Origin of the sequence: Bradyrhizobium sp. STM 3566 (genome assembly GCF_045571445.1) — a bacterium.
GTDB classification, from domain to species: Bacteria; Pseudomonadota; Alphaproteobacteria; order Rhizobiales; family Xanthobacteraceae; genus Bradyrhizobium; species Bradyrhizobium vignae.
In genome coordinates, this window is the sequence record NZ_CP120692.1 from 915,001 (window position 1) to 938,284 (window position 23,284).

Below are 23,284 nucleotides of genomic sequence, written 5' to 3' on the forward strand. Positions count from 1 at the left end.
GACGGCAAGCCAGCGTTTCGAGATGCCGGCCCCCAATCTGTTGTGGCAGATGGACTTCAAAGGCTGGGTTCGGCTCGGCAATGATACCCAGTGCCATCCTCTGACGGTGGTGGATGACCACTCCCGCTATGATCTGTGCCTGCAGGCCTGTGCCGATCAACGCACAGATACCGTGCGCAGCCGCTTGGAGAAGACCTTTCGCCACTACGGGCTCCCGGAGGCTTTCTTCGTCGACAATGGTTCGCCCTGGGGTGATCCTTCCGGCGAGCGATGGACACGGTTCTCGGTGTGGCTGCTCAAGCTTGGCGTCGCCGTCATCCACAGCCGCCCATATCACCCGCAAAGCCGCGGCAAGAATGAACGATTCCACCGCACCCTCGCGGCTGAGGTGTTCGCACTGCGACAGTTCCGCGATCTCGCAGAGACGCAGCGTGCCTTCGACGCCTGGCGGGAAGTCTACAACTTCGAACGGCCACACGAGGCGCTCGGACAACAGGTCCCGGCCAGTCGATATCGGCCCAGCCAGCGACCAATGCCCGATCGATTGCCACAGGTCGAATACGACAGCCATGAGATCGTGCGCCGCGTCTCCACGACCAAAGCCTATGTCAGCTTCAAGGGACGTCTTTGGAAAGTGCCACAGGCCTTCCGTGGCGAGCGCCTCGCCATCCGCCCCTCGGCAAACGATGCGCAATACGGGATCTTCTTTGCCGCCCACCAAGTCGCTATCATCGACTTGGCGAGCGGAGAATGTGTCGGCTATGTCCCCGAACACCCGTCGGTCATGTCCCCGGGCTGAACATCAAGCCGGACGATGACAGCTTTGAGGCGGCCCGACGTTAGCCGACAAAAAGCCCCGGAGATATCTCTCCGGGGCTTTCGTCGTTTCGCCACTTGCAGCGATGCAGCTAAGTCCTCGTCCGCATCCGCATCATGAATGTGTCGAAGCTGAGCTCGGCCACCTGCATCCAGGCCAGCGACTCGCTGCGAAACGCGGTGAGGCTCGCATACATCTTGCCGAAATGCCGATTGCTCTTGGCGAGATCGGTATAGATCTCGTTGGCCGCGCCATAACAGCCTTCGAGCACTTCCTGTGGGAACGGTTTGAGGATGGCGCCGGCGACCAGCAGCCGCTTCAAGGCCGGCGGGTTGACGGCATCGTACTTGCCCGTCACCCAGGTGAAGGCGTCGCGCGAAGCGCTCTCGACCGCGGCCTGGTAGTGCTTCGGCAACGCGTTCCACTTCTCCAGGTTCATGACGTTGTGGCCTTGCCCGGTGCCTTCCCACCAGCCGGGATAGTAATAGTACTTTGCGACCTTCACGAAGCCGAGCTTCTCGTCATCATAGGGACCGACCCATTCGGCCGCATCGATCGTGCCCTTCTCCAGTGCGGGATAGATGTCGCCGCCCGCGATCTGCTGTGGCACGCCGCCGACCTTCGCGATGATCGTGCCGGCGAAGCCGCCGACGCGGAATTTCAGCCCTTGCAGATCGGCCATCGACTTGATCTCCTTCCGGAACCAGCCGCCCATCTGCGCGCCCGTGGAGCCGGTGGGCACGCCGATCGCGTTGTGCTCCTTGAGGAGATCATTGAGGAGATCCTGTCCGCCACCCCATTGCAGCCAGGAGATGTGCTGGCGCGTGTTGAGACCGAACGGCAGTGCCGTGCCGAAGGTGAAGGCGGGATTCTTGCCCCAATAGTAGTACAGCGCGGTATTGCCGATCTCGACGGTGCCGTTCGAGACCGCATCGAGCACCTGCAGGCCAGGGACGATCTCGCCCGCGGCGAACGGCTGAATCTGGAAGCGGTTCTCGGTGATCTCGGCGACCCGCTTGCAGAAATACTCGCAACCGCCATACAGCGTGTCGAGAGATTTCGGCCAGCTTGCAGCGAGCCGCCACTTCACTTCGGGCATCGATTGTGCGACGGCCGGCGCAGCAACAGCAGTTGCGGCCAGGCCCAGTCCGCCTGCCGTCAGGAATTTACGACGTTCCATGCGTTTCCCTCCTGTGATGTCGAGTCCTCGACGAGGGATTGCGGTCTTGACGCCGCTTTGGTCTTCGCCGGTGGCCGACGTTTCTTGTCGTCCGAAATTCAGTGCTCCCGGATCGTGGTCAGGATGACCAAAGGGGAACTGCAAATCAAGCGCACTCTTGTTGTGTGACCGACGAAGCCGATCAATGCTGCGCTGCGAATGCGGCTTCCATGACCTTGCGTGTCTTCACCGTTTCGTTGCCCGGGTCGAATTCGACATCGCTCCAGCGCACCACCGCGCCATGGGCGATGTCATGCTTCAGCTTCACGCGATGTGCGAGCCCGATCGGCAACGCGCCCGTCTTGAGGGTCGCGGCTGCCGGTAACAGCTTGCCCCATACCGTGTAGCCGCCTTCGCCATCGAGCATCTCCCCAGCGCGCAAGTTACGTTTTGCAACCGCCGCGACGTCGCCGCGGAAGCCGTGAGGTTGCCCGGTCGGCTCGCCCCGCAGCGCGGCCGACAGCACCGAGACATTCAGCTCGAGCCCGATCAGATGATACGGCTTGTACATGGCGGCGAAGCGTCCGCTGGCGTCGGTCTTCAAGCCATATTGCCGGAAGCAATCGGCGGCGTAGTCGTTCGGCGCCTCCAGTACGACATAGACGCCCCAGCGCAGATCGCGAAACACCGGCCGGCCGTCGCGCTCGAGCGAGGAGACGACCTCGACGACGCCGGACCGCTCCAGCACGCCGCCGCGCGAGCGTGGCCGCATGATGTGCGGCAGGTCGTCGACGCCGCAGGGCGGAAACAGCAGGCCGTCCGCGGGCACGTCGAGGCTGCAGGCATTGGCGATCGCGGCCATCTCGATCGCCGATTTGGTCCCATCGAGGAAGGAGTTGAACATCTGCGGGTTCATGCCGGCCGACTGCGCCTCGCCCGCGGTCAGGCCGTAATGCTGCCAGACGCCATCGGGCGTCACGTCGTGGTAGGCCGGCAGGTACTTCGTCCCCTTGCCGGCGGCGACGACGCGGAAGCCGGTGGCGCGGGCCCAGTCGACCATCTCCGCCGTCAGCGCCGGCTGGTCACCATAGGCGAGCGAATAGACGACGCCCGCCTTGCGCGCTTCCTCGGCGAGCAGGGGGCCAGCCAGCACGTCGGCCTCGACATTCACCATCACGATATGCTTGCCCGCCGCGATCGCGGCGCGCGCATGCTTGATGCCGACGGCGGGATTGCCGGTCGCCTCCACCACCACATCCATCGCGCCGCCGGCGATCGCGCGAGCGCCGTCATCGGTGAAGACGGTCGCGGCGATCCGCTCCGCGTCCCAGCCGACGGTGCGGCAGGCCTCGCGCGCGCGATCGCAGTCGATGTCGACGATGATGGGCACCTCCAATCCCGGCGTGTGCGGCACCTGCGCCAGAAACATCGAGCCGAATTTGCCGGCGCCGATCAGCGCGACACGGACGGGCTTGCCGGCGGATGCGCGGGCCTGGAGGAGGCGGAAGAGGTTCATGTTGTCATCCGATGAGTCTCGTGTCCCGGACGCGGTGCAGCGGTTCTTCAGCGCTGCTCCGCAGAGCCGGGACCCAGTGCGAGGGAATTCGGCGCGGCGTGGGCCCCGGCTCTGCAGCGGATCGTCGAAGAGATGCTGCGCTGCGTCCGGGGCACGAGAGCATTCTACTCCGCCGCCTGCCTCGGCGCACGAGCAAGCCGCAGCAGCGCATCATCATCCACCGTCTTGATCGGTGTGAAATCGCGATGCGCGATGTAGTCCGGTCGTGTGGGAGTGCGGATGTAGTTCGAGACCGCGTTCAGTGTCAGGTACACGATCTTGCGCGGGTAGGGCGTGATGTTGCCGCTGGAGCCATGCACGAGATTGCCGTGGAACATCAGCATGCCGCCTGGTTTGCCGGTGGGCGCCACGATGCCGCCCTGCTTGACGAGGCGCGTCACCGTGTCCTCGTCCAGCGTCCACAGCGGATAGGAGGTGGTGGCGAGGTCATGAGAGGCTTCGAGATCGCCGGCATTCTGGCTGCGCGGCACCAGCATCAGGGGGCCGTTGATGGGCATCACCTCGTCGAGGAAGATCGCGATGTTCATCGCACGCGGCTCAGGCATGCCGTCGTCGCGCTTCCAGGTGCCGTAATCCTGGTGCCATTGCCAGACGTCGCCGGTGAAGGCCGATTTCGCATTGATCTTGAACTGGTGCATGTAAACGGGTTCACCGAACACCTGCTCGACCGGCTCGATCATGCGCGGATGCGCACCGAGGATTCCGAACGCCTCGTTGTAGAGATGCGCGGCAAAGGCCGTGCGCGGCGCGCCGCTCTTCTCGCGCCAGACTTCGGGCCGGTTCGTGTCATAGATGCCGACCGCCTCGCGCGCGAGCAGGTCGACCTCCTCCTGGCTGAACAGCTCGGGCAGGAACAGCCAGCCCTCGCGGTGGAAGAACTCCAATTGCGCCTCGGAAAGTTTCATGGGTCGTCCTCCTTGGTTTTTGTTGTTTGTCTTCTCTGTCGTCATGGCCGGCTTGACCCGGCCATCCACGTCTTTGCTCCACCTTCGGAAGAACGTGGATGCCCGGGACAAGCCCGGGCATGACGGCGTGCGTGTAAATCGCTACGCCGCCGCCGCGTCCGTCGCCCTCAATCTCTCCTCGGTCATCCGCCCCGCCGTCTGCGCATGCGCCAGCGCGGCGCGTTCAGCCGCCTTCGCATCGCCGCGCAGAATATGTTCGGCGATATCGGCGTGCTCGGCCCAGGCGCTGTCGCGATAGTCGAGCTCCGACAGCACTGTCGCCATCGAGCGACGCATATGCGGCCATTGCGGCGCGATGGTCTCCTCGATCACGGGATTGCCGGCGAGCTGGTAGATCGCGCGGTGAAAGTCGACATCGAGCACGATGAGCTCGGCGAGCGACGTGTTGCGATCGATGCGACGTCCGGCGGCGAACGCCGCCTCCAGTCGCGCGCGTCCCGCCGCATCGCTCGCTGCGCGCGCGGCGGCGAGCCTCGCCGCCAGCGCATCGATGGCGCCGCGCACCTCGTAGAGCTGGCGGATGCGCGCGGGGTCGAGCTGGGTGACTTCGAAACCGCGCCGGCCGCTCTCGGCGACGAGGCCCTGCCGGTGCAACAGATGCAGCGCATGTGACACCGGCTGACGCGAGACGCCGAGCTTGTCGGCAAGCTCGTTTTGCCGGATGCGCTGGCCGGGCCGCAGCGTGCGGTCGGAGATCGCCTCCAGGATCCGCGCATAGACCTGGTCGATCAGGTTCGGGAGCGGGTCGAGAGGGATCACGCCGGCAGCTCCAAGATGGAATACGGAATTCCGTATTCGACGGTACTGCAGGAGAGGAGAGGCGTCAATGCAGCCCGGAGGCCTCGCTCCGGCGGCTTTGGAGGGGCCAGCTAAGTCATTGATATCACTATGCCCGTCTACTGTGCATGGGGTTGTTTTCGTCAAAATGGGCCCACCATCGCAACGCCAAAGCTTTGCAGCGCGTCCGGGACATGAGCTACTCCTTCTTCCCCTGCTCGATCAGCATTCGGCTCATCAAATAAAGCCGCGGCACGATCGAGTTGGTGTCGATGAACTCGTCGCGGGCGTGATAGCCGAAGCCGGCAAGGCCAAAGCTCTCGACCACGACCGCCTTGCCGTTGCGGTTGGCGTAGCCGGCGTCGGTGGCGCCGCCGGTCATCTCGGCTATATCGAGCTTGCGGTCGATCTCGGCATAGATCGCCTGCCCCATCTCGGCCAGCGCACGGCCGCGCTGACTGGCGACGAAGGGCGGGCGGCCCGCCACGATCTTCACAGTTGTTTCAGTGTCGGGCACGAGCCGGTTCTTGATCTTCTCGTCGAGCGCCGCCTGGAGCCTGGCGATGCCGTCGGGAATGGTGAGGCGGATGTCGGCGCCGGCCTCGGCATCTTCCGGAATCTGATTGCGCACCGTGCCGGCCTTCGCCGTCGTCCAGTTGAGCTGGGTGCCCGGGATCGACTTGGCGACGTCCTGCGTCTGCAGCAGCTGATGCGAGAGCTCGATCAGCGCGTTGCGGCCGCGATCGGGTGCCGCGCCGGCATGCGCCGCACGGCCCCTCACTTTCATGATGCCGGTCGCAGTGCCGCTGGCGCCCAGCAGCAGCGAATCGTTCTTCGCGGGCGGCGAGGCCGCCGTCGGCTCGCAGGAGAGCACGACGTCGTGCTGGTCGGCGAGCTCCGCGATGATCTCGCCCGACCCGATCGATCCGACTTCCTCGTCCGGGTTGAACGCCACGGTGAGCGTGGCGTAGTCAGTCCAGCCGGCCTCCTTGAGGATCTTGAGCGCGTGCAGCACGACGGCGATGCCGCCCTTGTCGTCGGCGATGCCGGGGCCGTAGATGCGGTTGCCGTCGACACGATACGGCTCGCTTGCGAGGATGCCGCGCTGATAGACGGTGTCCATATGCGCGATCAGCATCAGTTTTCGCGAGCCCGAACCCTTGAACGTCGCCACCACCATGTCGGCGCCGGCACCCGCCGTGGTTTTGCGCCGTTCGGTGGTGGCGCCGAGTGCCTTCAGGCGTCCTTCGGTGAAGTCGGCCATCTTCTTCAGCCCCTCGACGTCGCTGCTGCCGCTCTCGATCATCACCATGTCGCGCAACGTCTCGATCAGCGGCGCCTTCTCCTGCTCGGCGGCGGCCTTGATCTTCTCGTCGGCGGCCGCAAGGGTGGTCGTGCTGCTCATGGCGAGGCCGAGCAGTGGCAAAGCGAGCAGGGTAACGCGGCGGAAGGTCATCGAGGTCTCCTTTACTCGGCGAGAAACTTGTCCACTACCTCGCCGAACTCCAGCGGCGCCTGCTCGAACATCCAGTGGCCGGCATTCGCAATCACCGCCGTCTCGGCGCCCGCGATATGCGCGGCCAGCACGCGCCAGATCACCGAAAGGCTGCCGGCGGTGGCGCCGCCGCCGATCAGCAGTGTCGGTGTCCTGATGGCCTGCGCATCGCTGAGCGTGTAGGGTCGGCGCTGCTCGTTGATCTGACCGATGAAGGTCAGCGCGTTGTCGCGCAATTGCTGCTTGGCCGCGGCAGGCACTCGCCGCCAGGAGCCGTTACCTTCGATGCCTTCGTAGAAATTCCGCAGCGCGCCCTCGATGTCGCTGGTGCGGATCATCTCGACCGAGCGCGCCGTGCGCGCCGCCAGCGGCGGGTACGCGGGCGTGCCTTCCGGCACAGGCAGGGATGCGTCGAGATCGCCGCCGGGCTCGGCCAGTACCAGCTTGCGCAACAGATCGGGCCGGGCCTGCGCCACGCGAAAGGCGATATGTCCGCCGCGCGAATGTCCCATCAGGTCGACGGGGGCGGGCCTCACCTGCTCGATGAAGGCGATCACGTCGGCAACGTGCTGTGCCATCGTGTAGTCGTCGCCGACGGCATCCCAATGCTCGGGAAAGAAATGCCGCAGGCTGGCCGAGATCACCCGATGTGCTTGCGATAGTGGACCGAGCACAGAGTACCAGGTGCGGAAATCCCCGAGCGTGCCATGCACGCAGACCAGCGGTGGACCGCCTCCCACTTCGAGATAGGCCATGTCGTAACCGTTGACGCGAAAGCTCTGCATGATCAGCTCGCCAGAAAATCCAGTACCACTTCGGAATATTTCTGCGGCGCCTGCTCGAACATCGGATGCGTCGCGTTCGGAATGATCGCCGTCTTGGAGTAGGGCACATGCGCGGCCAGCGCATGCAGCACCTTCGGCAGCAGGCCCTTGGTCCGCGCGCCCAGGATGAACAGCGTCGGCATCTTGATGGACTGCGCATCCGTCTTCGAGAACGGCGGGCGGTTGTCGCGGACCTGGCCGATCAGCGTCATGGCGTTGTCGCGCAGGTTCTGCTTCACCATCGCGGGCAATCGCGGCCAGGTGCCGGCGCCTTCCAGCGTGTCGACGAAGACCGCAAGGCCTCCGTCGACATCGCCGGCCGCGATCTTCTCGGCGGAAGCCGTGAAGCGCGCCAGCAGCGGCGAGGGGCCGCCGACGTAATCCGGATCGAGGCTGGCATCGAGCTCGCCGCCAGGCTCGGCCAGGATCAGCCGGCGGAGCAGCTCGGGCCGACGCTGCGCCACGCGGAAGCAGATATGCCCGCCGCGCGAATGGCCCATCAGATCGACCGGCCCGAGATCGAGCTTGTCGATGAAGGCGATGACGTCGTCGACATGCTGGGCGATCGAATAGGTGTCACCAACGCCGTCCCAGCGCTCGGGGAAGAAATGCCGCAGGCTGACAGCAATCACCCGATGTTGCTGCGTCAGCGGCCCAAGCACGCAGCCCCAGACGCGAAAATCATTGAGCGAGCCGTGAACGCAGACCAGCGGCGGCCTGCCTCTGTCTTCGCCCACGTCGAGATAGGGCATGTCGTAACCGTTGACGTGGAGGCTCTGCATTCCGGGGCTCGCGAAGTCGATTGGAACTCCTGTGCAAGATTCCCGGAAACCGGGTGGATCGCAACTATTTCCAAGCCTAGATTTGGCACGAGATGAAAGTGGGGGGCCTGCAACGGAAGCAAGCCAGGAACCTAGTCATGACCGACCAGCATTTTGCCCTGTTCGACACCCGGATCGGCCTGTGCGCCGTCGCCTGGGGTCCGCGCGGCATCAACGGCACACAATTGCCGATGGGCGGCGAGCAAAAGATCCGGACCCGCATCCATCAGCGCCAAGCTGATGCCAGCGAGGCCGAGCCGCCCTGGGAGGTCCAGCAGGCGATCGACCGCATGACCAAACTGCTCGCCGGCGAGCCGGATGATCTCACCGACATCCCGCTCGACCTCGACGGTGTTCCCGAATTCAACCGCGGCGTATATGACATCGCCCGCACCGTCCCGCCGGGCAAGACCATCACCTATGGCGACATCGCCAAGCAGCTCGGCGGCGTCCAGCTGTCGCGCGACGTGGGCCAGGCGCTCGGTCGCAACCCCTGCCCGATCGTGGTGCCCTGCCATCGCGTGCTCGCCGCCGGCAACAAGCCCGGCGGCTTCTCGGCCAATGGCGGCGTGGTCACGAAGCTGAAGATGCTCGAGATCGAAGGCGCGCTGGTGAACCACACGCCGAGCTTGTTCGATTGATCTCCGCTTCACCCTCCCCTCCAGGGTAGGGCTATCGCATATGGGCGAGGGCGGAGAGAAGGAAGTCATTATTCCATCTGGCTTGGAGCATTTTGTGGCTGATGCGGGCAGGACCGGGCGTTGCCTGCAGGGTATTGATGGCCAGCTTGCGGATGAGGGCGAGATTTTCGGCGGCGTGATCCTTGCGGCTGCGGCAGGCATCCTCGTCGAACAGGACGTCGAGGACCCAGTGCAGGTTGTTCTCGATGCTCCAGTGGGCACGCACGACCTCGAGCAGCTTTTTGGCCGACAGCAAGCGCGAGGCGAGGAAGTATCGGACCGTGTGTTTGACAGCCTTGCCAGAGTTGGCGCGCCAACTGTCGATGCGACCGACTGCGGCGATAGCGGGGAAGTCGTATTGTTTCGCCAACTGAGGAGCCGGCGCGACGATGGCCTGTCGGTGTTCGACGCGGCCGTGGGCGGTGGCTCTTCGTTGACTCGCTCGCGCGGGCTTTCGGACTGTGTCGACCAGCGTCTTGGCGGCCTTGAAGAGCCGGCCACGGTTGCTCTTGATGGCCAACACGTAGTGCCCCTTCCGGTCGCGGATGGCCTGCGCGGTGTCAGGCCGGCAATGCAAGGCATCGGCGGTGACAAGAGCCCCGTCCAGATCGAGCAGGGCGAGGACTTCGAGAGCCCCGGCAACCTCGTTGCGGTTGGGAGCCTTTCTCTGGGCCAGCGCCATGCGAGTGCCTGCGGCCCAGACATTGACCATATGCAGCGGCGTGGCCTGCCGGCCCCGCGTGTAGGCCCCGCGCAGCGCCTTGCCGTCGATGCTGACCACCCCCTTGATGCCGAAGCTCTTGCTGAATTTGCGCAAAACCGCTTCCAGCCCCTTCGGATCCAGCGCACGGAAGACGTTGCTGAACGTATCGTGGCTCGGAATGCCGTGCCTGAGCTCCAGGAAGCGCCGCAACAGCTCCTCGCGGCCTTGGCCAAAGAACTCGAACTCGGTGCAGGTCTTGGCGCCAGCCAGCGTCGCCGCCAAGGCGATGACGAGGATCTCCACAAGATCATGTCGGGTGTTGCTGGCGCGCGGGTCCTTGAGCGGTCGAAACAGGCGCTTGAGCTTGCGCATTCAGGTCTCCCTCTGGAATCGAGAGACACCCAAAGAATCCAGTTCCAACCGCTTGGCAACACCCTGCCAGCACCATATGCGATTCCCCTACCCTCCAGGGGAGGGTAAGAAAGAGCGCCTCAAATCTTCGCCGCCGCCTTCGGCCAGTATCGGTCGCGCAGGTGCCGCTTCACCAACTTGCCGGTCGGCGTGCGCGGCAGCTCGGCTTCGAAATCGATCGACCGTGGGCACTTGACGGAAGAGAGGCGGCTCTTACAGAACGCGATCAGCTCAGCCTCCAGCGTCTTGTCGGCGCGGCTCATGTCGTGCGGCTGCACCACCGCCTTGACCTCTTCGCCCATCTCCTCGTTCGGCACGCCGAAGACGGCGACGTCGGCGACGTCCGGATGAGTGATGAGCACATCCTCGGTCTCCTGCGGATAGATGTTCACCCCGCCGGAGATGATCATGTAGGACTTGCGGTCGGTGAGATAGAGAAAGCCGTCCTTGTCGAGATAGCCGACATCGCCGAGCGTCGACCAGCCCTTGGCATTGTAGGCCTTCTTCGTCTTCTCGGGGTCGTTGTGATAGGTGAAGGCCGGCGCGTCGGCGAAATAGACGGTGCCGATCTCGCCGACCGGCAGCTCCTCGTCGTTCTCGTCCAAAATCTTGATCTTGCCCACCACGGCGCGGCCGACGCTGCCGCGATGCTCCAGCCATTGCCGCGATGTGCAGACCGTGACGCCGTTGCCTTCCGATCCCGCGTAATACTCGATCAGGATCGGTCCCCACCATTCGATCATCTTCGCCTTGACCTCGATGGGGCAGGGCGCGGCGGCGTGGATCGCACCCTTCAGGGTGGAGACGTCGTACCTGGTGCGCACCTCGTCCGGCAGCTTCAGCATGCGCACGAACATGGTCGGCACCAGCTGCGATTGCGTGACCTTGTATTTCTCGACCAGCCTCAGGAACTCTTCGGCGTCAAAGTGCTCCATGATGATGGAGGTGCCGCCGAGCACGACCGCCATCATGTTGAAGCGCAGGGGCGCCGCGTGATAGAGCGGCGCTGGCGAGAGATACGTGCTCTCGGCGTTCATGCCGCACATGTCGGCGCAGAGCACGCGCAGGAACGCGTTCGGCACGTCGATCCTGTTACCTTCGAAGGCCTTCTTGATTCCCTTCGGACGTCCGGTGGTGCCCGACGAATACAGCATGTCGTAACCGGCGACCTCGTCCGCGATCGGCGTCATCGGCTGCGCGGCGGCTTCCTTGTCGTAGGAGCGGAAGCCCGGCAGCGGCTCGTCCATCATGTAGAAGATCGGTTCGTTAGGAGCGCCTTTGATCAGTCCCTTGATCTGGTCGGCGCATTTCGGCGTGGTGATCACGACCTTGGCGCCGCAATCGGCGATGATGTAGTCGATCTCGTCCTGCTTCAGATAGCGGCTGATCGCGGTGTAATAGAGCCCGCTCCGCTGTGCCGCCCAGCACAGCTCCATGAAGGCGAGGCGGTTCTCCATCAACAGCGCGATGTGGTCGCCGGCCTTCAGCCCGAGCGAGCGGAACAGCTGCGCGCCCTGGTTCGAGAGCTCGTCGAGCTCGCGATAGGTGATCGCCTTGCCGGTGCCGGCCATCTGATAGGCGATCTTGTCGGGCGTGGTGCGGGCGTGGATGGAGGGGTGGGTCATGGCGTTTCCTCAAAACGCGAATGGCGAGTAGCGAATGGCGAATAGGAAGAAGGCCAAACTGCTCTTCACCTACTCACCATTCGCTACTCGCCATTCACTACTCGCTTTATTTTTCTTACAGCCGCTCCACGATCGTCACGTTGGCCATGCCGCCGCCTTCGCACATGGTTTGCAGACCGTAGCGCTTGCCACGCTGGTGCAGGGCATGGATCAGCGTCGTCATCAGCTTGGTGCCGGAACCGCCGAGCGGATGGCCGAGCGCGATGGCGCCGCCGTTGACGTTGAGCCGCTCGGGGTCTGCACCGGTGGTTTTGAGCCAGGCGGTCGGTACCGAAGCGAAGGCCTCGTTGACCTCGAACAGGTCGATGTCGCCGATCTTCATGCCGGCCTTCTCCAGCGCGCGCTTCGTGGCGTGCAGCGGCGCATCCAGCATGATGACGGGATCGCCGCCCATCATGGTCATGTGGTGGATGCGCGCGAGCGGCTTGACGCCGAGCTGCTTCAGGCCCTTCTCATTCACCACCATCACGCCGGAGGCTCCGTCGCAGATCTGGCTGGCGCTGGCTGCGGTGAGCTTGCCGTTCTCGGCGATCAGCTTGACGCCCTTGATACCTTCGATCGTGGCGTCGAAGCGGATGCCTTCGTCGATGTGATGGATGTCCTTGCTGCCGTCGGCGCGGGTGATCTCGAGCGGCACGATCTCCTTCTTGAAATGACCGGCTTGCGTCGCCGCGATCGCGCGCTGATGGCTGCCATATGAGTATTCGTCGAGCTCATCCTTGGAGAGGCCGTACTTCTCGGCCATCATCTCCGCGCCGGTGAACTGGCTGAACACGATGTTCGGATACTTCTTCTCGATGCCCGGGCTCTTGTAATTGCCAAAGCCGTTCTTGGCGGGCAGCTGAGACGACAGGCCCATCGGCACGCGCGTCATCGATTCCACGCCGGCCGCGATCACCACGTCCATCGTGCCGGACATCACGGCCTGCGCGGCGAAGTGCAGCGCCTGCTGCGACGAGCCGCACTGGCGGTCGATCGAGGTGCCCGGCACGCTCTCCGGCAGCTTTGACGCCATCACCGCGTTGCGCGCGACGTTGTTGGACTGCTCGCCGACCTGCATCACGCAGCCCATGATCACGTCCTCGACCTGGGCCGGATCGACCTTGGTCCGATCGACCAGCTCGTCCAGCACCTTCGCGGCGAGATCGGCCGGATGCCAGCCGGCGAGGCGGCCCCCCTTGCGCCCGCCCGCGGTACGCGCAGCGGCGACGATGTAAGCCTCGGCCATTTCGGTCTCTCCCATGTTTGTTCTGAATTGGATTGTCGGGGCGGATTTAAGGGTTGAGATATCGTTTAGTCAATCGATCAATTAACTCTTGTGGTGAGCCGCTGCTTGGGCTTATCTGCGCCCGCTCTTGCCTTGAGAACAGGGATCTCCGTGGCTACCAGCGTACCGAACAGGCTCCCCGGCGGGAAAAATTCCACGGCAGAGAAATTGCTGGTGGCCGCCAGCGAGCTGATGATCGAGCGCTCGTCGATCGAGATCTCGCTCTCCGACATTGCGCAGAAGTCGGGTGCCAACGCCGCGCTGGTCAAATATCACTTCGGCAACAAGGACGGCCTCTTGCTGGCGCTGCTCGCGCGGGATGCCGCGACCGAGATGTCCAATCTCGAATATCTGCTGGCGCAGCCGATCACGTCGACGGCGAAGCTGAAGCTGCATATCGCCGGCATCATCCGCGCCTATCACCGGTTCCCCTACATGAACCGGCTGATCCACTATCTCTTGCACGAGACCAGCGCGAACTCTGCCGACGAAGTCTCGAAATTCTTCGTTGCGCCGCTCTTGGACTTCCACCGCCGCCTGCTGGCCGAAGGCGTCAGCCGCGGCGAATTCCGCCCGACCGATCCGGTGCTGTTCTACACCAGCCTGATCGGTGCCTGCGATCACCTGTTCTTCGGCCGGCACGCGATGTCCCGCGCGACCGGCGTCGGCCCGGTCACCGACGAGGTCTGCCGGCAATACATCAAGCACATGGAAACGCTGATCTGCGGCGGCATCCTCACGCAAGCCGAGGAAGCTGCCGCGGCCGGATAGTCCGGCCAAACGTTCACAAGTCTAGAGAAGAAACGCCCAAGGAAAGGTAGCTCAAGATGCAGTTGAAAGACGTAGCTGTTCTCATCACTGGCGGTGGCTCGGGCCTTGGTGCCGCGACCGCCCGCGCCATGGCGGCCAAGGGCGCCAAGATCGGCGTGATCGACCAGAGCAAGGAAAACGCCGAGAAGGTCGCCACTGAGGTGAAGGGCGTCGCGCTGCATGCCGACGTCACCAGCGAGGAGCAGATCAAGGCTGCGATCGCCAAGGCCGAAGCTGCGCACGGCGTCGCCCGCGTGCTGATGAACTGCGCCGGCATCGGCGGCTCCCAGCGCATCGTCGGCCGCGACGGCGTCTACCCGCTCGAAAAGTTCGCGCGCATCATCAACGTCAATCTGATCGGCACCTTCAACTGCCTCCGGCTGTTTGCCGAGCGCCTCGTCACTATCGAGCCGGTCGGCGAGGAGCGCGGCGTCATCATCAACACCGCCTCGGTTGCCGCTTACGAAGGCCAGATCGGCCAGATCGCCTATTCGGCCTCGAAGGGCGGCGTCGTCGGCCTCACGCTTCCGGCCGCGCGCGATCTCGCCAGCCAGAAGATCCGCGTCAACACCATCGCGCCGGGCCTGTTCTTCACGCCGCTTTTGATGGGCCTCAACGAAGAAGCCCGCAAGAGCTTGGGCGCCCAGGTGCCGCATCCGTCGCGTCTCGGCGATGCCGCCGAATACGGCATGCTGGCGGTGCACATCGTCGAGAATCCGATGCTGAACGGCGAAACCATCCGCCTCGACGGTGCCATCCGCATGGCGCCGAGGTAACTCGCTTACCCTCCCCTGGAGGGACCCCTCCAGGGGAGGGTGGGAGACGGTCTGCGTGTGGCAAGAAAGTGCGAGGCCTCATGTCCCAACCGCTGCTGATCGAACATGACGACGGCGTCGACCGGGTGACGCTCAATCGTCCTGACAGCTTGAACGCGCTCGATCCTGCGCTGATCGATGCGCTCAACGCCTACTTCCAGGGTCTGCAGCGCAATCGCGATACGCGCGTCGTCGTGCTGAAGGGTGCCGGCAAGAACTTTTGTGCAGGCCTCGATCTAAAGGCCGCGATGGCGCGTCGTGCCGGGCAGCTTGAGCCGCCCGGCGTCACGGAGTCGCTGGATTCGCAACGCCGCATCGCCGATATCGTGATGCTGATGCGGCGCTGTCCGCAGCCGATCCTTGCGCTGGTCCAAGGTGCGGCGGCAGGCGGCGGGTTTGCGCTGGCGCTGGCGTCCGACATCCGCATTGCCGCGAAGTCGGCCCGGATGAACTGCGCCTTCATCAAGCTCGGCCTCGGCGGTTGCGACATCGGCACCAGCTATTTTTTGCCGCGTCTGGTCGGCGTGTCCGTGGCATCGGAACTGATCCTGACCGGACGCTTCATCGGCGCCGAGCGTGCGCTCGCCGTCGGGCTGGTGTCGGAGATCGTGGACGAGGACCAGCTCGATGCGGCGGCTGAACCCTATGTCGAGGCGATGGTGTCGGCTTCGCCCGTCGGGCTGCGGCTGTCCAAGGAATGTCTCAACATGAGCGTCGATTCCGGATCGCTGGAAGCTGCGATCGCGATGGAGGATCGCAACCAGGTCCTGTGCAGCCGCTCGGAAGAGTTTTCGGAAGGCATCAGGGCCTTCCTTGAGAAGCGAAAGCCTGTCTATATCAAGCGCTGAACGACGAAGATCCGCAAAGGACAATAATTCCGGGAGGCGCAAAATGAGTGGAAGCGCGGCGGCGGTGATGACGAAGCCTGCCTTTCGCAAGGTCCAGTGGCTCAAGCGCGACATCGCCGTCGAGCGCCGCGGCGACGGCACGGTGGTGCTGAAGTCGCGCATTCCGCTGCAGCCTTACGAAAAGCACATCCCCGCCTCGCTGGCGAAATGGGCGAAGGAAGCACCCGAGCGCATTTGGCTGGCACAGCGCGGCGGCCCCAACCGCGAATGGCGCAAGGTGTCTTATGGCGAAGCCAAGCGCACCGTGGACGCGCTGACGCAAGGACTGCTGAACCTCAAGCTCGCGGGACGTCCGGTCGCGATTCTCTCCGGCAATTCGATCGAGCACGCGCTGATGACGCAGGCCGCGATGCAGGCGCGCATCCCGGCAGCGCCGGTGTCGCCGGCCTACTCGCTGATGAGCCACGATCACGTCAAGCTGAAATACCTATTCGACTTGATCAAGCCGGCCGTGGTGATGGTGCAGGACGGCCCGATCTTCGAGAAGGCACTAAAGGCGCTCGACCTCACCGGCGTCACCGTCATTCACGTCGCGCGGCCCAGTGACGGCATCAAGAGCGTCAGCTTTGCCGAGCTCGCGGCAACGCCTGTAACTGCGGATGTCGAGGCGTCGATCGCAAAAATCACGCCGCAGACTGTCGGCAAGCTGCTGTTCACATCGGGCTCGACCGGCATGCCCAAGGCCGTCATCAACACCCAGGAGATGATGTGTGCCAATGCGGCGATGATGATGCAGGTGCGGCCGCGCGATCCCAGCGGTCCGATCTCGACCATGCTGGACTGGATGCCCTGGAATCACACCATGGGCGGCAACGCGGCGTTTCATCCAATCCTGGTCGACGGCGGCACGCTCTATATCGACGACGGAAGGCCGACGCCGGGCCAGTTCGAGGAGACGCTGCGAAACTTGCGCGAGATCTCGCCGACCTACTACGCCAACGTGCCCGCCGGCTATGCCGCACTTGCGGCGGCGATGGAGAAGGACGACGCGCTGTGCCGCTCCTTTTTCAAGAACCTCTCGATCATGGCCTATGGCGGCGCGCGGCTGCCTGACGATCTCTACGAGCGTATGCAGGCCCTGGCAGTGAAGACCACCGGTGAGCGCATCGTGTTCTACACCGGCTGGGGCTCGACCGAGACTGCGCCGACCTCGACCGGCACTTATTGGGACACCGAGCGCGTCGGTCTGATCGGCCTGCCGTTCCCCGGGGTCGAATTGAAGATGGTGCCGTGCGACTCGAAATACGAATTGCGCCTGCGCGGCGTCAACGTCACGCCCGGCTATTTCGGCCAGCCCGAGCTGACGAAGAAGATGTTCGACGAGGAAGGCTTTTATTGCATAGGGGATGCCGGCATTTTCGTCGACGATTCCGATCCGGTGCAAGGCATCATCTTCGCCGGCCGTGTCGTGGAGGACTTCAAGCTCACCACCGGCACTTTCGTGCATGTCGGCTCGCTCCGCACAGATGCGATCGCGGCCACGACTCCCGTGGTGCATGACGCACTAGTCACGGGGCAGGATCACCCGTTTATCGGCCTCTTGGCCTGGCCGAACCTTCATGCCTGCCGACAGCTCGTGGGCAATACCGATCTCAGCTTCGAGGATGCGGTAAGGCATCCGGAGGTGATCGCCTGTTTCAGACGCGGGCTGGAAGCGCACAACCGGGAGTGCGAGGGCGCCAGCAGCCGCATCATCGCGCGCGCCATGCTGATGGTCGAGCCGCCCTCGATCGACGGCAACGAGCTCACCGACAAGGGCTACATCAACCAGCGCGCCGGCCTCGAACGCCGCGCCGCGCTGGTGGAACGGCTCTATGCCGAGAGGCCGGATGAAGACGTGATCGTGCTGCGATGAGTGCGAGTGAATTCGTCATTCCGGGGCGCCGCGTAGCGGCGAACCCGGAATCTCGAGATGAGTGAGTGACCTCCAGATTCCGGGTTCGCGACTGCGTCGCGCCCCGGAATGACAGCAAGAAAAAGGTAAGCCGCCATGAACTTCGATTTTTCCCACGACCAGAAGCAGCTCCGCGACCAGGCGCGCAAATTCCTCGCGGAAAAATGCTCGCCCAAAGCGGTGCGCGTCGTGCTTGATGGCAAGGCGCCTTACGACAAGGAGCTGTGGAAGGGCCTTGCCGAGATGGGCTTTCTTGGCGTTGCGATCCCGGAAGAATTCGGCGGTGCCGGCGCCGGCCATCTCGAGCTCTGCGTGATCGCGGAGGAGATGGGCCGTGCCAACGCGCCGGTGCCGTTCTCCTCGACCGTCTACCTCGCTGCCGAGGCGCTGTTGATCGCCGGCAGCGACGTGCAGAAGAAGAAATGGCTGCCTGCCATCGCCGCGGGCGAGGCGATCGGCACGCTGGCACTGTTCGAGGGCAAGGGCAATCCGTCGCCGAAGAACATCAAGCTCATGGCTGCGAATGGCACGCTCAATGGTGTCAAGAAGCCGGTCGCCGACGGCGCCATCGCCGATTTTGCGGTCGTTGCCGCGCGCACCGGGTCGAGCGGGCGCGAGAGCGATATCTCGCTGTTCCTGGTCGATCTCAAGGCCGGTGGCGTCGAGGTGAAAAACCTCACCAATCTCGATCCGACCCGCAGCCAGGCCGAAATTACCTTCACGAACTGCAAGGCCGAGCTGCTCGGCGCGGCGGGCGAGGGCTGGAGTATCCTCACTCAGGTGCTCGACCGCGCCGCGGTGCTGTGTGCGTTCGAGCAAGTCGGCGGCGCCGACCGCGCACTTGAGATGGGCCGCGACTACGCGCTCGAGCGCATTGCCTTCGGCCGGCAGATCGGCTCGTTCCAGGCCGTGAAGCACATGCTCGCGGACATGTACGTCTCGGCGACGCTGGCGCGCTCCAACAGCTATTACGGCGCCTGGGCGCTCTCGACCAATGCGGCCGAACTGCCGGAAGCCGCCGCCGCCGCGCGCATCAGCGCGACGCAGGCGTTCCAGCACTGCGCCAAGAACAACATCCAGGTTCACGGCGGTATGGGTTTCACCTGGGAGTTCGACTGCCACATGTACTACCGCCGCGCCAATGCGATGGCGCTGGGGCTCGGCAGCCTGTCCTATTGGGAGGATCAGCTGATCGACCGCATGCGAAAGAAGAATGCGGCTTGAGGATGTCGTCATTCCGGGGCGCGGCAAAGCGGCGGAACTATGATGTGCAATTGCACATCTGAGAATCCGGAGATGAGTGAATAACGTCGGGATTCCGGGTTCGCGCTGCGCGCGACCCGGAATGACGGAGAGAAAACACCATGAACTTCGACGACACCCCACAGGAAGCCGAGTTCCGCGCGACCGCGCGCGCCTGGATCAGCGCGAACGCGCCGAAGCAGTACGAGGAAGAGCTGCGCCAATCCTCTCTTGGTCGCACGCAGCTGAAGAACGCGAACATCCTCGAGGTCGCAAAGGCCTGGCAGAAGAAGAAAGCCGACGCCGGCTGGGCCTGCCTGCACTGGCCGAAGGAATATGGTGGCCGCGGCGCCTCGCCAATCGAGCGCGTGATCTGGCAGCAGGAGGAGGGGCCGTTCGGCCAGCTCTCCCGCATGTTCATCATCGGCCACGGCATGTGTGGGCCGACCATGATGGCGTTTGCGCGCGAGGAGCATAAGCGCACCTATCTGCCGCCGCTGGCCTCCGGCGAGAACGTCTGGTGTCAGCTGTTCTCCGAGCCGGCCGGCGGCTCTGACGTCGCGGGTCTGCGCACGCGCGCCGAGAAGGATGGTGACGAGTGGGTCATCAACGGCCAGAAGATCTGGACCTCGGGCGCGCATTATTCGGACTACGGCATCTTGCTCACCCGCACCGATCCGACCGTGCCCAAGCACAAGGGCCTCACCATGTTCTTCCTGGACATGAAGAGCCCGGGCGTCGAGGTCAGGCCGATCAAGCAGGCAAGCGGCGCCTCCGATTTCAACGAGGTCTATTTCACCAATGTGCGCATCCCCGACCACCAGCGCCTCGGCGAGGTCGGTGACGGCTGGAACGTCTCGCTGACCACGCTGATGAACGAGCGCAGCGCGATCGGCGCGGCCGTCTCGACCGGTTTCCCCGAGCTCTTCGAATATTGCTCCAGCCTGATGCTTGACGACGGGCCTGCGATCGAGGATCGCGCGGTGCGCTCGAAGCTCGCGAACTGGGCGGTGAAGGCGAGCGGGCTGAAATACACCAGCATGCGTGCGATCTCGGCGCTGTCGAGGGGCGAGCGGCCGGGGCCGGAAAATTCCATCGGCAAGCTGGTTGCGGGCTCGATGATCCAGGATGTCGCGACCTACGCGCTGGACCTGCAAGGTGCGGCGGGCGTCGTCAGCGGTCCCGAGGACGCCGAAGTCGCGGGCCGCTTCCAAGCCATGCTGCTGCGTGCGCCGGGCACCCGCGTCGAAGGCGGCACCGACGAGATCATGCGCAACATCATCGCCGAGCGGGTGCTGGGCCTGCCCGGTGATATCCGTGTCGACAAGGACGTGCCGTTCAACAAGATCCCGACCAAGGGAAGGAATTAGCCGTCATTCCGGGGCGGCTCGAAGAGCCGAACCCGGAATCTCGATGTGTGTGAGTAACTTCCGGATTCTTCGCGCGTTGCGCGCCCGGAATGACAATAAAAGGGAAGTGCCATGAATTTCGACGATACCCCGCAGGAAGCCGCATTCCGCGAGACCGCGCGCAAATGGATCGACGCCAATGCGCCGAAGGAATTGCAGGCCGAGCTGTCGAAATCCTCGCTCGGCCGCATTCGTCTTGCCAACCACGACATCGTCGATGTCGGCAAGGCCTGGCAGAAGAAGAAGTTCGAGGGCAATTGGGCCTGCCTGCACTGGCCTAGGGAATATGGCGGCCGCGGCGCGACGCCGATCGAAAAGGTGATCTGGCAGCAGGAGGAGGGCGTCTACGGCAAGCTGACGCAGCCGTTCCAGATCGGCGAAGGCATGTGCGGCCCGACCGTGATGGCCTTCGGCAGCGAGGACGCCAAGCGCCGCTATCTGCCGAAGCTCGCATCGGGCGAGGAGATCTGGTGCCAGCTGTTCTCCGAACCGGCGGCCGGTTCGGACGTCGCGGGCCTGCGCACGCGCGCGGAGAAGAAGGGCGACAATTGGGTCGTCAACGGCCAGAAGATCTGGACCTCGGGCGCGCATTACTCCGACTACGGCCTCCTGATCGCGCGCACCGACCCGAACGTGCCCAAGCACAAGGGCCTCACCATGTTCTTCCTGAACATGAAGAGCCCCGGCGTCGAGGTCCGGCCGATCAAGCAGGCCAACGGCATGCAGGAGTTCAACGAGGTTTATTTCACCGACGTCGTGATCCCCGACAGCCAGCGGTTAGGGGCCGTCGGCGACGGCTGGAGCGTGTCGCTGACCACGCTGATGAACGAGCGCATGTCGATCGGCGCGCGGCTTGCGACCGGCGTCCCTGAGATGTTCGAGTTCTGCTCCAATCTTATGCTGGAGGACGGGGTCGCCATCGACGATCGCGCCGTGCGCTCGAAGCTCGCGAGCTGGGCCGCGAAGTCGAGCGGGCTGAAATACACCAGCTACCGCACGATCTCGGCGCTTTCGAAGGGCGAGCGGCCGGGCCCGGAGAACTCGATCGGCAAGCTGGTCTCGGGCATGATGCTCCAGGACATCGCGACCTACGCCATGGACCTGCAGGGCGCGGCGGGCGTGCTCACCGGCAGCGACGAGGAGACGGTACAAGGCCAGTTCCAGCAGATGCTGCTGTCCTCGCCCTCGATGCGCATCGCCGGCGGCACCGACGAGATCCTGCGCAATATCATCGCCGAACGCGTGCTGGGCTTGCCGGGCGACATCCGCGTTGACAAGGACGTGCCGTATAACAAGATCCCGACAAAGGGACGGTGAATATCCTCGGGTCCCGGACGCGGCGCAACGCGCCGCGAGCCGGGACCCAGAATCCCACAATGGGCCCCGGCTCTGCGCCGCATCTGGGGCACGAAAGCGAGACCAGCCATGGATGCTAAAGTGCCCAATACGCGCTACTCCACCGAAGACCGCATCGGCGTGCTCGAAGAGCTCCTCAACGAACGCTACTCCGTCCGCGCGTTTCTTCCCAGAGAGGTCGACCGGGCGACCATCGAGCATGTGCTGACCACCGCGCAGCGCACCGCATCCTGGTGCAACAGCCAGCCATGGCAGGTCATCATCGCCGGCGGCGAGGCCAAGGAACGTTTCCGCAAGGCGATCTACGCCGAGGCCTCAAAGGGCCTCGGCGACGATTACGATTTCACTCCGCCGCGCGAATATGTAGGGGTTTATCTCGATCGCCGCCGCGAGAGCGGCTTCCAGCTCTATAATACGCTTGGAATCGCCCGCGGCGACCGGGCCGCCTACGCCAAGCAGGCGCTGGAGAACTACAATTTCTTCGGCGCGCCGCATGTCGCCATCATCCACACCAACGAGCCACTCGGCATCTACGGCGCGATCGATTGCGGCGCTTATGTCTCCAACTTCATGCTGGCGGCGCAGGCGCTCGGGCTAGGGACGATTCCGCAGGCAGCGCTGGCGCGGCATTCCGGCCTGATCCGTCGCCACTTCAACCTGCCCGAGGACCGCCGGATCGTCTGCGGCATCTCGTTCGGCTATGCCGACCACGCCCACAAGGTCAACGGCTACCGCACCTCGCGCGCGAGCGTGCCTGATACGGTGACGTTCGTTGAGGAGTGATGACGTGCACGAAGGCGGCCGCGCGAACTGCCGCCTTCACGCGTGGGTGTGGCTTCGATGACTGACTGCCGCTATCCGCCGCTGCCGCCGATCACGGCCCGCACGGTCTCGTCGGGTCCGAAATCCTCTGCGCCGTCGACGTAGAGCAGTGCGGCGAGTTTTGAGCGGGCGCGGTTCACGCGGCTCTTGATCGTGCCGACCGCGCAGCCGCAGATCGAGGCCGCGTCCTCATAGGAGAAGCCCGACGCGCCGACCAGGATCAACGCCTCACGCTGGTCCTGCGGAAGCTTGTCCAAAGCCGTGCGAAACTCCTCGAATTCGAGATGCGCGTTCTGCGAAGGCTGTGTCTTCAACGTTTTGGCGTAGTTGCCTTCGGCATCCTCGACCTCGCGCCGTCGCTTGCGATAGTCGGAGCGAAACAGGTTGCGCAGAATCGTGAACAGCCACGCCGGCAGGTTGGAGCCGGGCTGGAACGAGTCGATGTTGGCGAGCGCCCGCAGCAGCGTCTCCTGGACCAGATCGTCGGCCCGGTCCGCGTTGCCGCTGAGCGAGATGGCGAAGGCGCGCAGGCTGGGCACGGCCGCCAAGATGTCGTTACGCAGGGAGTCCGTGAGAGGCATTACTCCCTCCCATTGTTGTTGTCGTTGGATCCGCCCTCATTTTCCACGTGGGGTGTCGCCCCCGGCGCATCAAGCTTCTTGATCAGTTCTGCGAACCGGTCCGGAACCCCCTGTCGCACGACGTCGTCGTACATGGCGCGCAACTGATGCCCAATCCGGGATTGAATCTCCGGAGTGAGGCCTCCCTTGCCGGGGGTCGTGCTTCTGCTGGCTTGAGACTTGAGATCTTTCATGACCTGTTCCACGTTTCCCCGAGTTAAGTGACTG

The 23,284-nt window shown here is 64.1% G+C and carries 21 protein-coding genes and 1 pseudogene (1 of these 22 cut by a window edge); 10 read left to right on the forward strand and 12 right to left on the reverse strand.

Annotated features, from left to right (window positions below; genetic code table 11):
• Nucleotides 1-799, forward strand: a pseudogene (locus P6U27_RS04325) (IS481 family transposase) (it extends 370 nt beyond the left edge of the window).
• 109 nt (nucleotides 800-908) lie between these two features.
• On the opposite strand, the gene P6U27_RS04330 reads toward P6U27_RS04325, so the two are convergent.
• From P6U27_RS04330 to P6U27_RS04360, 7 genes are all read right to left on the reverse strand, one after another.
• Nucleotides 909-1,997, reverse strand: coding sequence for a TRAP transporter substrate-binding protein (locus P6U27_RS04330; RefSeq protein WP_407193704.1), 1,089 nt, complete (start codon nucleotides 1,995-1,997; stop codon nucleotides 909-911).
• A gap of 181 nt (nucleotides 1,998-2,178) precedes the next feature.
• A complete protein-coding gene (locus P6U27_RS04335; RefSeq protein WP_129146410.1) occupies nucleotides 2,179-3,492 on the reverse strand; it encodes an NAD(P)H-dependent oxidoreductase in 1,314 nt (437 codons plus the stop codon).
• A gap of 164 nt (nucleotides 3,493-3,656) precedes the next feature.
• The gene (locus P6U27_RS04340) at nucleotides 3,657-4,457 is read right to left on the reverse strand and encodes a phytanoyl-CoA dioxygenase family protein (protein ID WP_122400808.1); all 801 of its coding nucleotides are present in this window, start codon (nucleotides 4,455-4,457) and stop codon (nucleotides 3,657-3,659) included.
• Nucleotides 4,458-4,598: 141 nt separating this feature from the next.
• A complete protein-coding gene (locus tag P6U27_RS04345) occupies nucleotides 4,599-5,276 on the reverse strand; it encodes a GntR family transcriptional regulator (protein WP_122400809.1) in 678 nt (225 codons plus the stop codon).
• Between the two features lie 217 nt (nucleotides 5,277-5,493).
• Nucleotides 5,494-6,750, reverse strand: coding sequence for a M20/M25/M40 family metallo-hydrolase (locus P6U27_RS04350; RefSeq protein WP_122400810.1), 1,257 nt, complete (start codon nucleotides 6,748-6,750; stop codon nucleotides 5,494-5,496).
• A gap of 11 nt (nucleotides 6,751-6,761) precedes the next feature.
• Nucleotides 6,762-7,574 (reverse strand): alpha/beta fold hydrolase, encoded by an 813-nt coding sequence (locus P6U27_RS04355; RefSeq protein ID WP_122400811.1) that lies wholly within the window; start codon nucleotides 7,572-7,574, stop codon nucleotides 6,762-6,764.
• A 2-nt stretch (nucleotides 7,575-7,576) separates the two neighbouring features.
• Complete coding sequence (locus P6U27_RS04360) at nucleotides 7,577-8,395, reverse strand: alpha/beta fold hydrolase (RefSeq protein ID WP_122400812.1); 819 nt, start codon at nucleotides 8,393-8,395, stop codon at nucleotides 7,577-7,579.
• Between the two features lie 137 nt (nucleotides 8,396-8,532).
• On the opposite strand from P6U27_RS04360, the gene P6U27_RS04365 reads away from it, so the two are divergent.
• Nucleotides 8,533-9,075, forward strand: coding sequence for a methylated-DNA--[protein]-cysteine S-methyltransferase (locus P6U27_RS04365; protein ID WP_122400813.1), 543 nt, complete (start codon nucleotides 8,533-8,535; stop codon nucleotides 9,073-9,075).
• Between the two features lie 31 nt (nucleotides 9,076-9,106).
• On the opposite strand, the gene P6U27_RS04370 is transcribed toward P6U27_RS04365, so the two are convergent.
• The 3 genes from P6U27_RS04370 to P6U27_RS04380 all read right to left on the reverse strand — a co-directional run bounded on the left by P6U27_RS04370 (nucleotide 9,107) and on the right by P6U27_RS04380 (nucleotide 13,141).
• Complete coding sequence (locus tag P6U27_RS04370; RefSeq protein ID WP_122400814.1) at nucleotides 9,107-10,189, reverse strand: ISAs1 family transposase; 1,083 nt, start codon at nucleotides 10,187-10,189, stop codon at nucleotides 9,107-9,109.
• A gap of 119 nt (nucleotides 10,190-10,308) precedes the next feature.
• Nucleotides 10,309-11,853 carry an acyl-CoA synthetase gene (locus P6U27_RS04375; protein WP_122400815.1) on the reverse strand — a complete coding sequence of 515 codons (1,545 nt, stop codon included), beginning with the start codon at nucleotides 11,851-11,853 and terminating at the stop codon, nucleotides 10,309-10,311.
• A gap of 115 nt (nucleotides 11,854-11,968) precedes the next feature.
• Nucleotides 11,969-13,141 carry an acetyl-CoA C-acetyltransferase gene (locus tag P6U27_RS04380; RefSeq protein WP_122406369.1) on the reverse strand — a complete coding sequence of 391 codons (1,173 nt, stop codon included), beginning with the start codon at nucleotides 13,139-13,141 and terminating at the stop codon, nucleotides 11,969-11,971.
• A gap of 207 nt (nucleotides 13,142-13,348) precedes the next feature.
• Here P6U27_RS04380 and P6U27_RS04385 point away from each other — a divergent pair, with 207 nt between their 5' ends.
• The 8 genes from P6U27_RS04385 (at nucleotide 13,349) to P6U27_RS04420 (ending at nucleotide 22,397) form a co-directional block, all read left to right on the forward strand.
• Nucleotides 13,349-13,951, forward strand: coding sequence for a TetR family transcriptional regulator (locus P6U27_RS04385; RefSeq protein ID WP_122400816.1), 603 nt, complete (start codon nucleotides 13,349-13,351; stop codon nucleotides 13,949-13,951).
• A gap of 56 nt (nucleotides 13,952-14,007) precedes the next feature.
• Nucleotides 14,008-14,766, forward strand: a complete 759-nt coding sequence (locus P6U27_RS04390; RefSeq protein ID WP_122400817.1) for an SDR family NAD(P)-dependent oxidoreductase — start codon at nucleotides 14,008-14,010, stop codon at nucleotides 14,764-14,766.
• Between the two features lie 80 nt (nucleotides 14,767-14,846).
• On the forward strand, nucleotides 14,847-15,653 hold the full coding sequence (locus P6U27_RS04395; RefSeq protein ID WP_122400818.1) for an enoyl-CoA hydratase/isomerase family protein: 807 nt from the start codon (nucleotides 14,847-14,849) through the stop codon (nucleotides 15,651-15,653).
• A gap of 43 nt (nucleotides 15,654-15,696) precedes the next feature.
• Nucleotides 15,697-17,568, forward strand: coding sequence for an AMP-binding protein (locus P6U27_RS04400; protein WP_129142666.1), 1,872 nt, complete (start codon nucleotides 15,697-15,699; stop codon nucleotides 17,566-17,568).
• A gap of 135 nt (nucleotides 17,569-17,703) precedes the next feature.
• Nucleotides 17,704-18,831: an acyl-CoA dehydrogenase family protein gene (locus P6U27_RS04405; RefSeq protein ID WP_407193705.1), complete on the forward strand. Its 1,128-nt coding sequence runs from the start codon at nucleotides 17,704-17,706 to the stop codon at nucleotides 18,829-18,831.
• Between the two features lie 140 nt (nucleotides 18,832-18,971).
• Complete coding sequence (locus P6U27_RS04410) at nucleotides 18,972-20,219, forward strand: acyl-CoA dehydrogenase (RefSeq protein ID WP_122400821.1); 1,248 nt, start codon at nucleotides 18,972-18,974, stop codon at nucleotides 20,217-20,219.
• A gap of 111 nt (nucleotides 20,220-20,330) precedes the next feature.
• Nucleotides 20,331-21,575: an acyl-CoA dehydrogenase gene (locus P6U27_RS04415; RefSeq protein ID WP_122400822.1), complete on the forward strand. Its 1,245-nt coding sequence runs from the start codon at nucleotides 20,331-20,333 to the stop codon at nucleotides 21,573-21,575.
• Nucleotides 21,576-21,683: 108 nt separating this feature from the next.
• Nucleotides 21,684-22,397 (forward strand): nitroreductase, encoded by a 714-nt coding sequence (locus tag P6U27_RS04420; RefSeq protein WP_122400823.1) that lies wholly within the window; start codon nucleotides 21,684-21,686, stop codon nucleotides 22,395-22,397.
• Between the two features lie 71 nt (nucleotides 22,398-22,468).
• On the opposite strand, the gene P6U27_RS04425 is transcribed toward P6U27_RS04420, so the two are convergent.
• Both P6U27_RS04425 and P6U27_RS04430 read right to left on the reverse strand, forming a co-directional pair.
• A complete protein-coding gene (locus tag P6U27_RS04425) occupies nucleotides 22,469-23,017 on the reverse strand; it encodes a sigma-70 family RNA polymerase sigma factor (protein ID WP_018316216.1) in 549 nt (182 codons plus the stop codon).
• Nucleotides 23,017-23,250, reverse strand: a complete 234-nt coding sequence (locus P6U27_RS04430) for a NepR family anti-sigma factor (RefSeq protein ID WP_162500100.1) — start codon at nucleotides 23,248-23,250, stop codon at nucleotides 23,017-23,019. The genes P6U27_RS04425 and P6U27_RS04430 overlap by 1 nt, the downstream gene beginning before the upstream one ends.
• Between the last annotated feature and the right edge of the window lie 34 nt (nucleotides 23,251-23,284).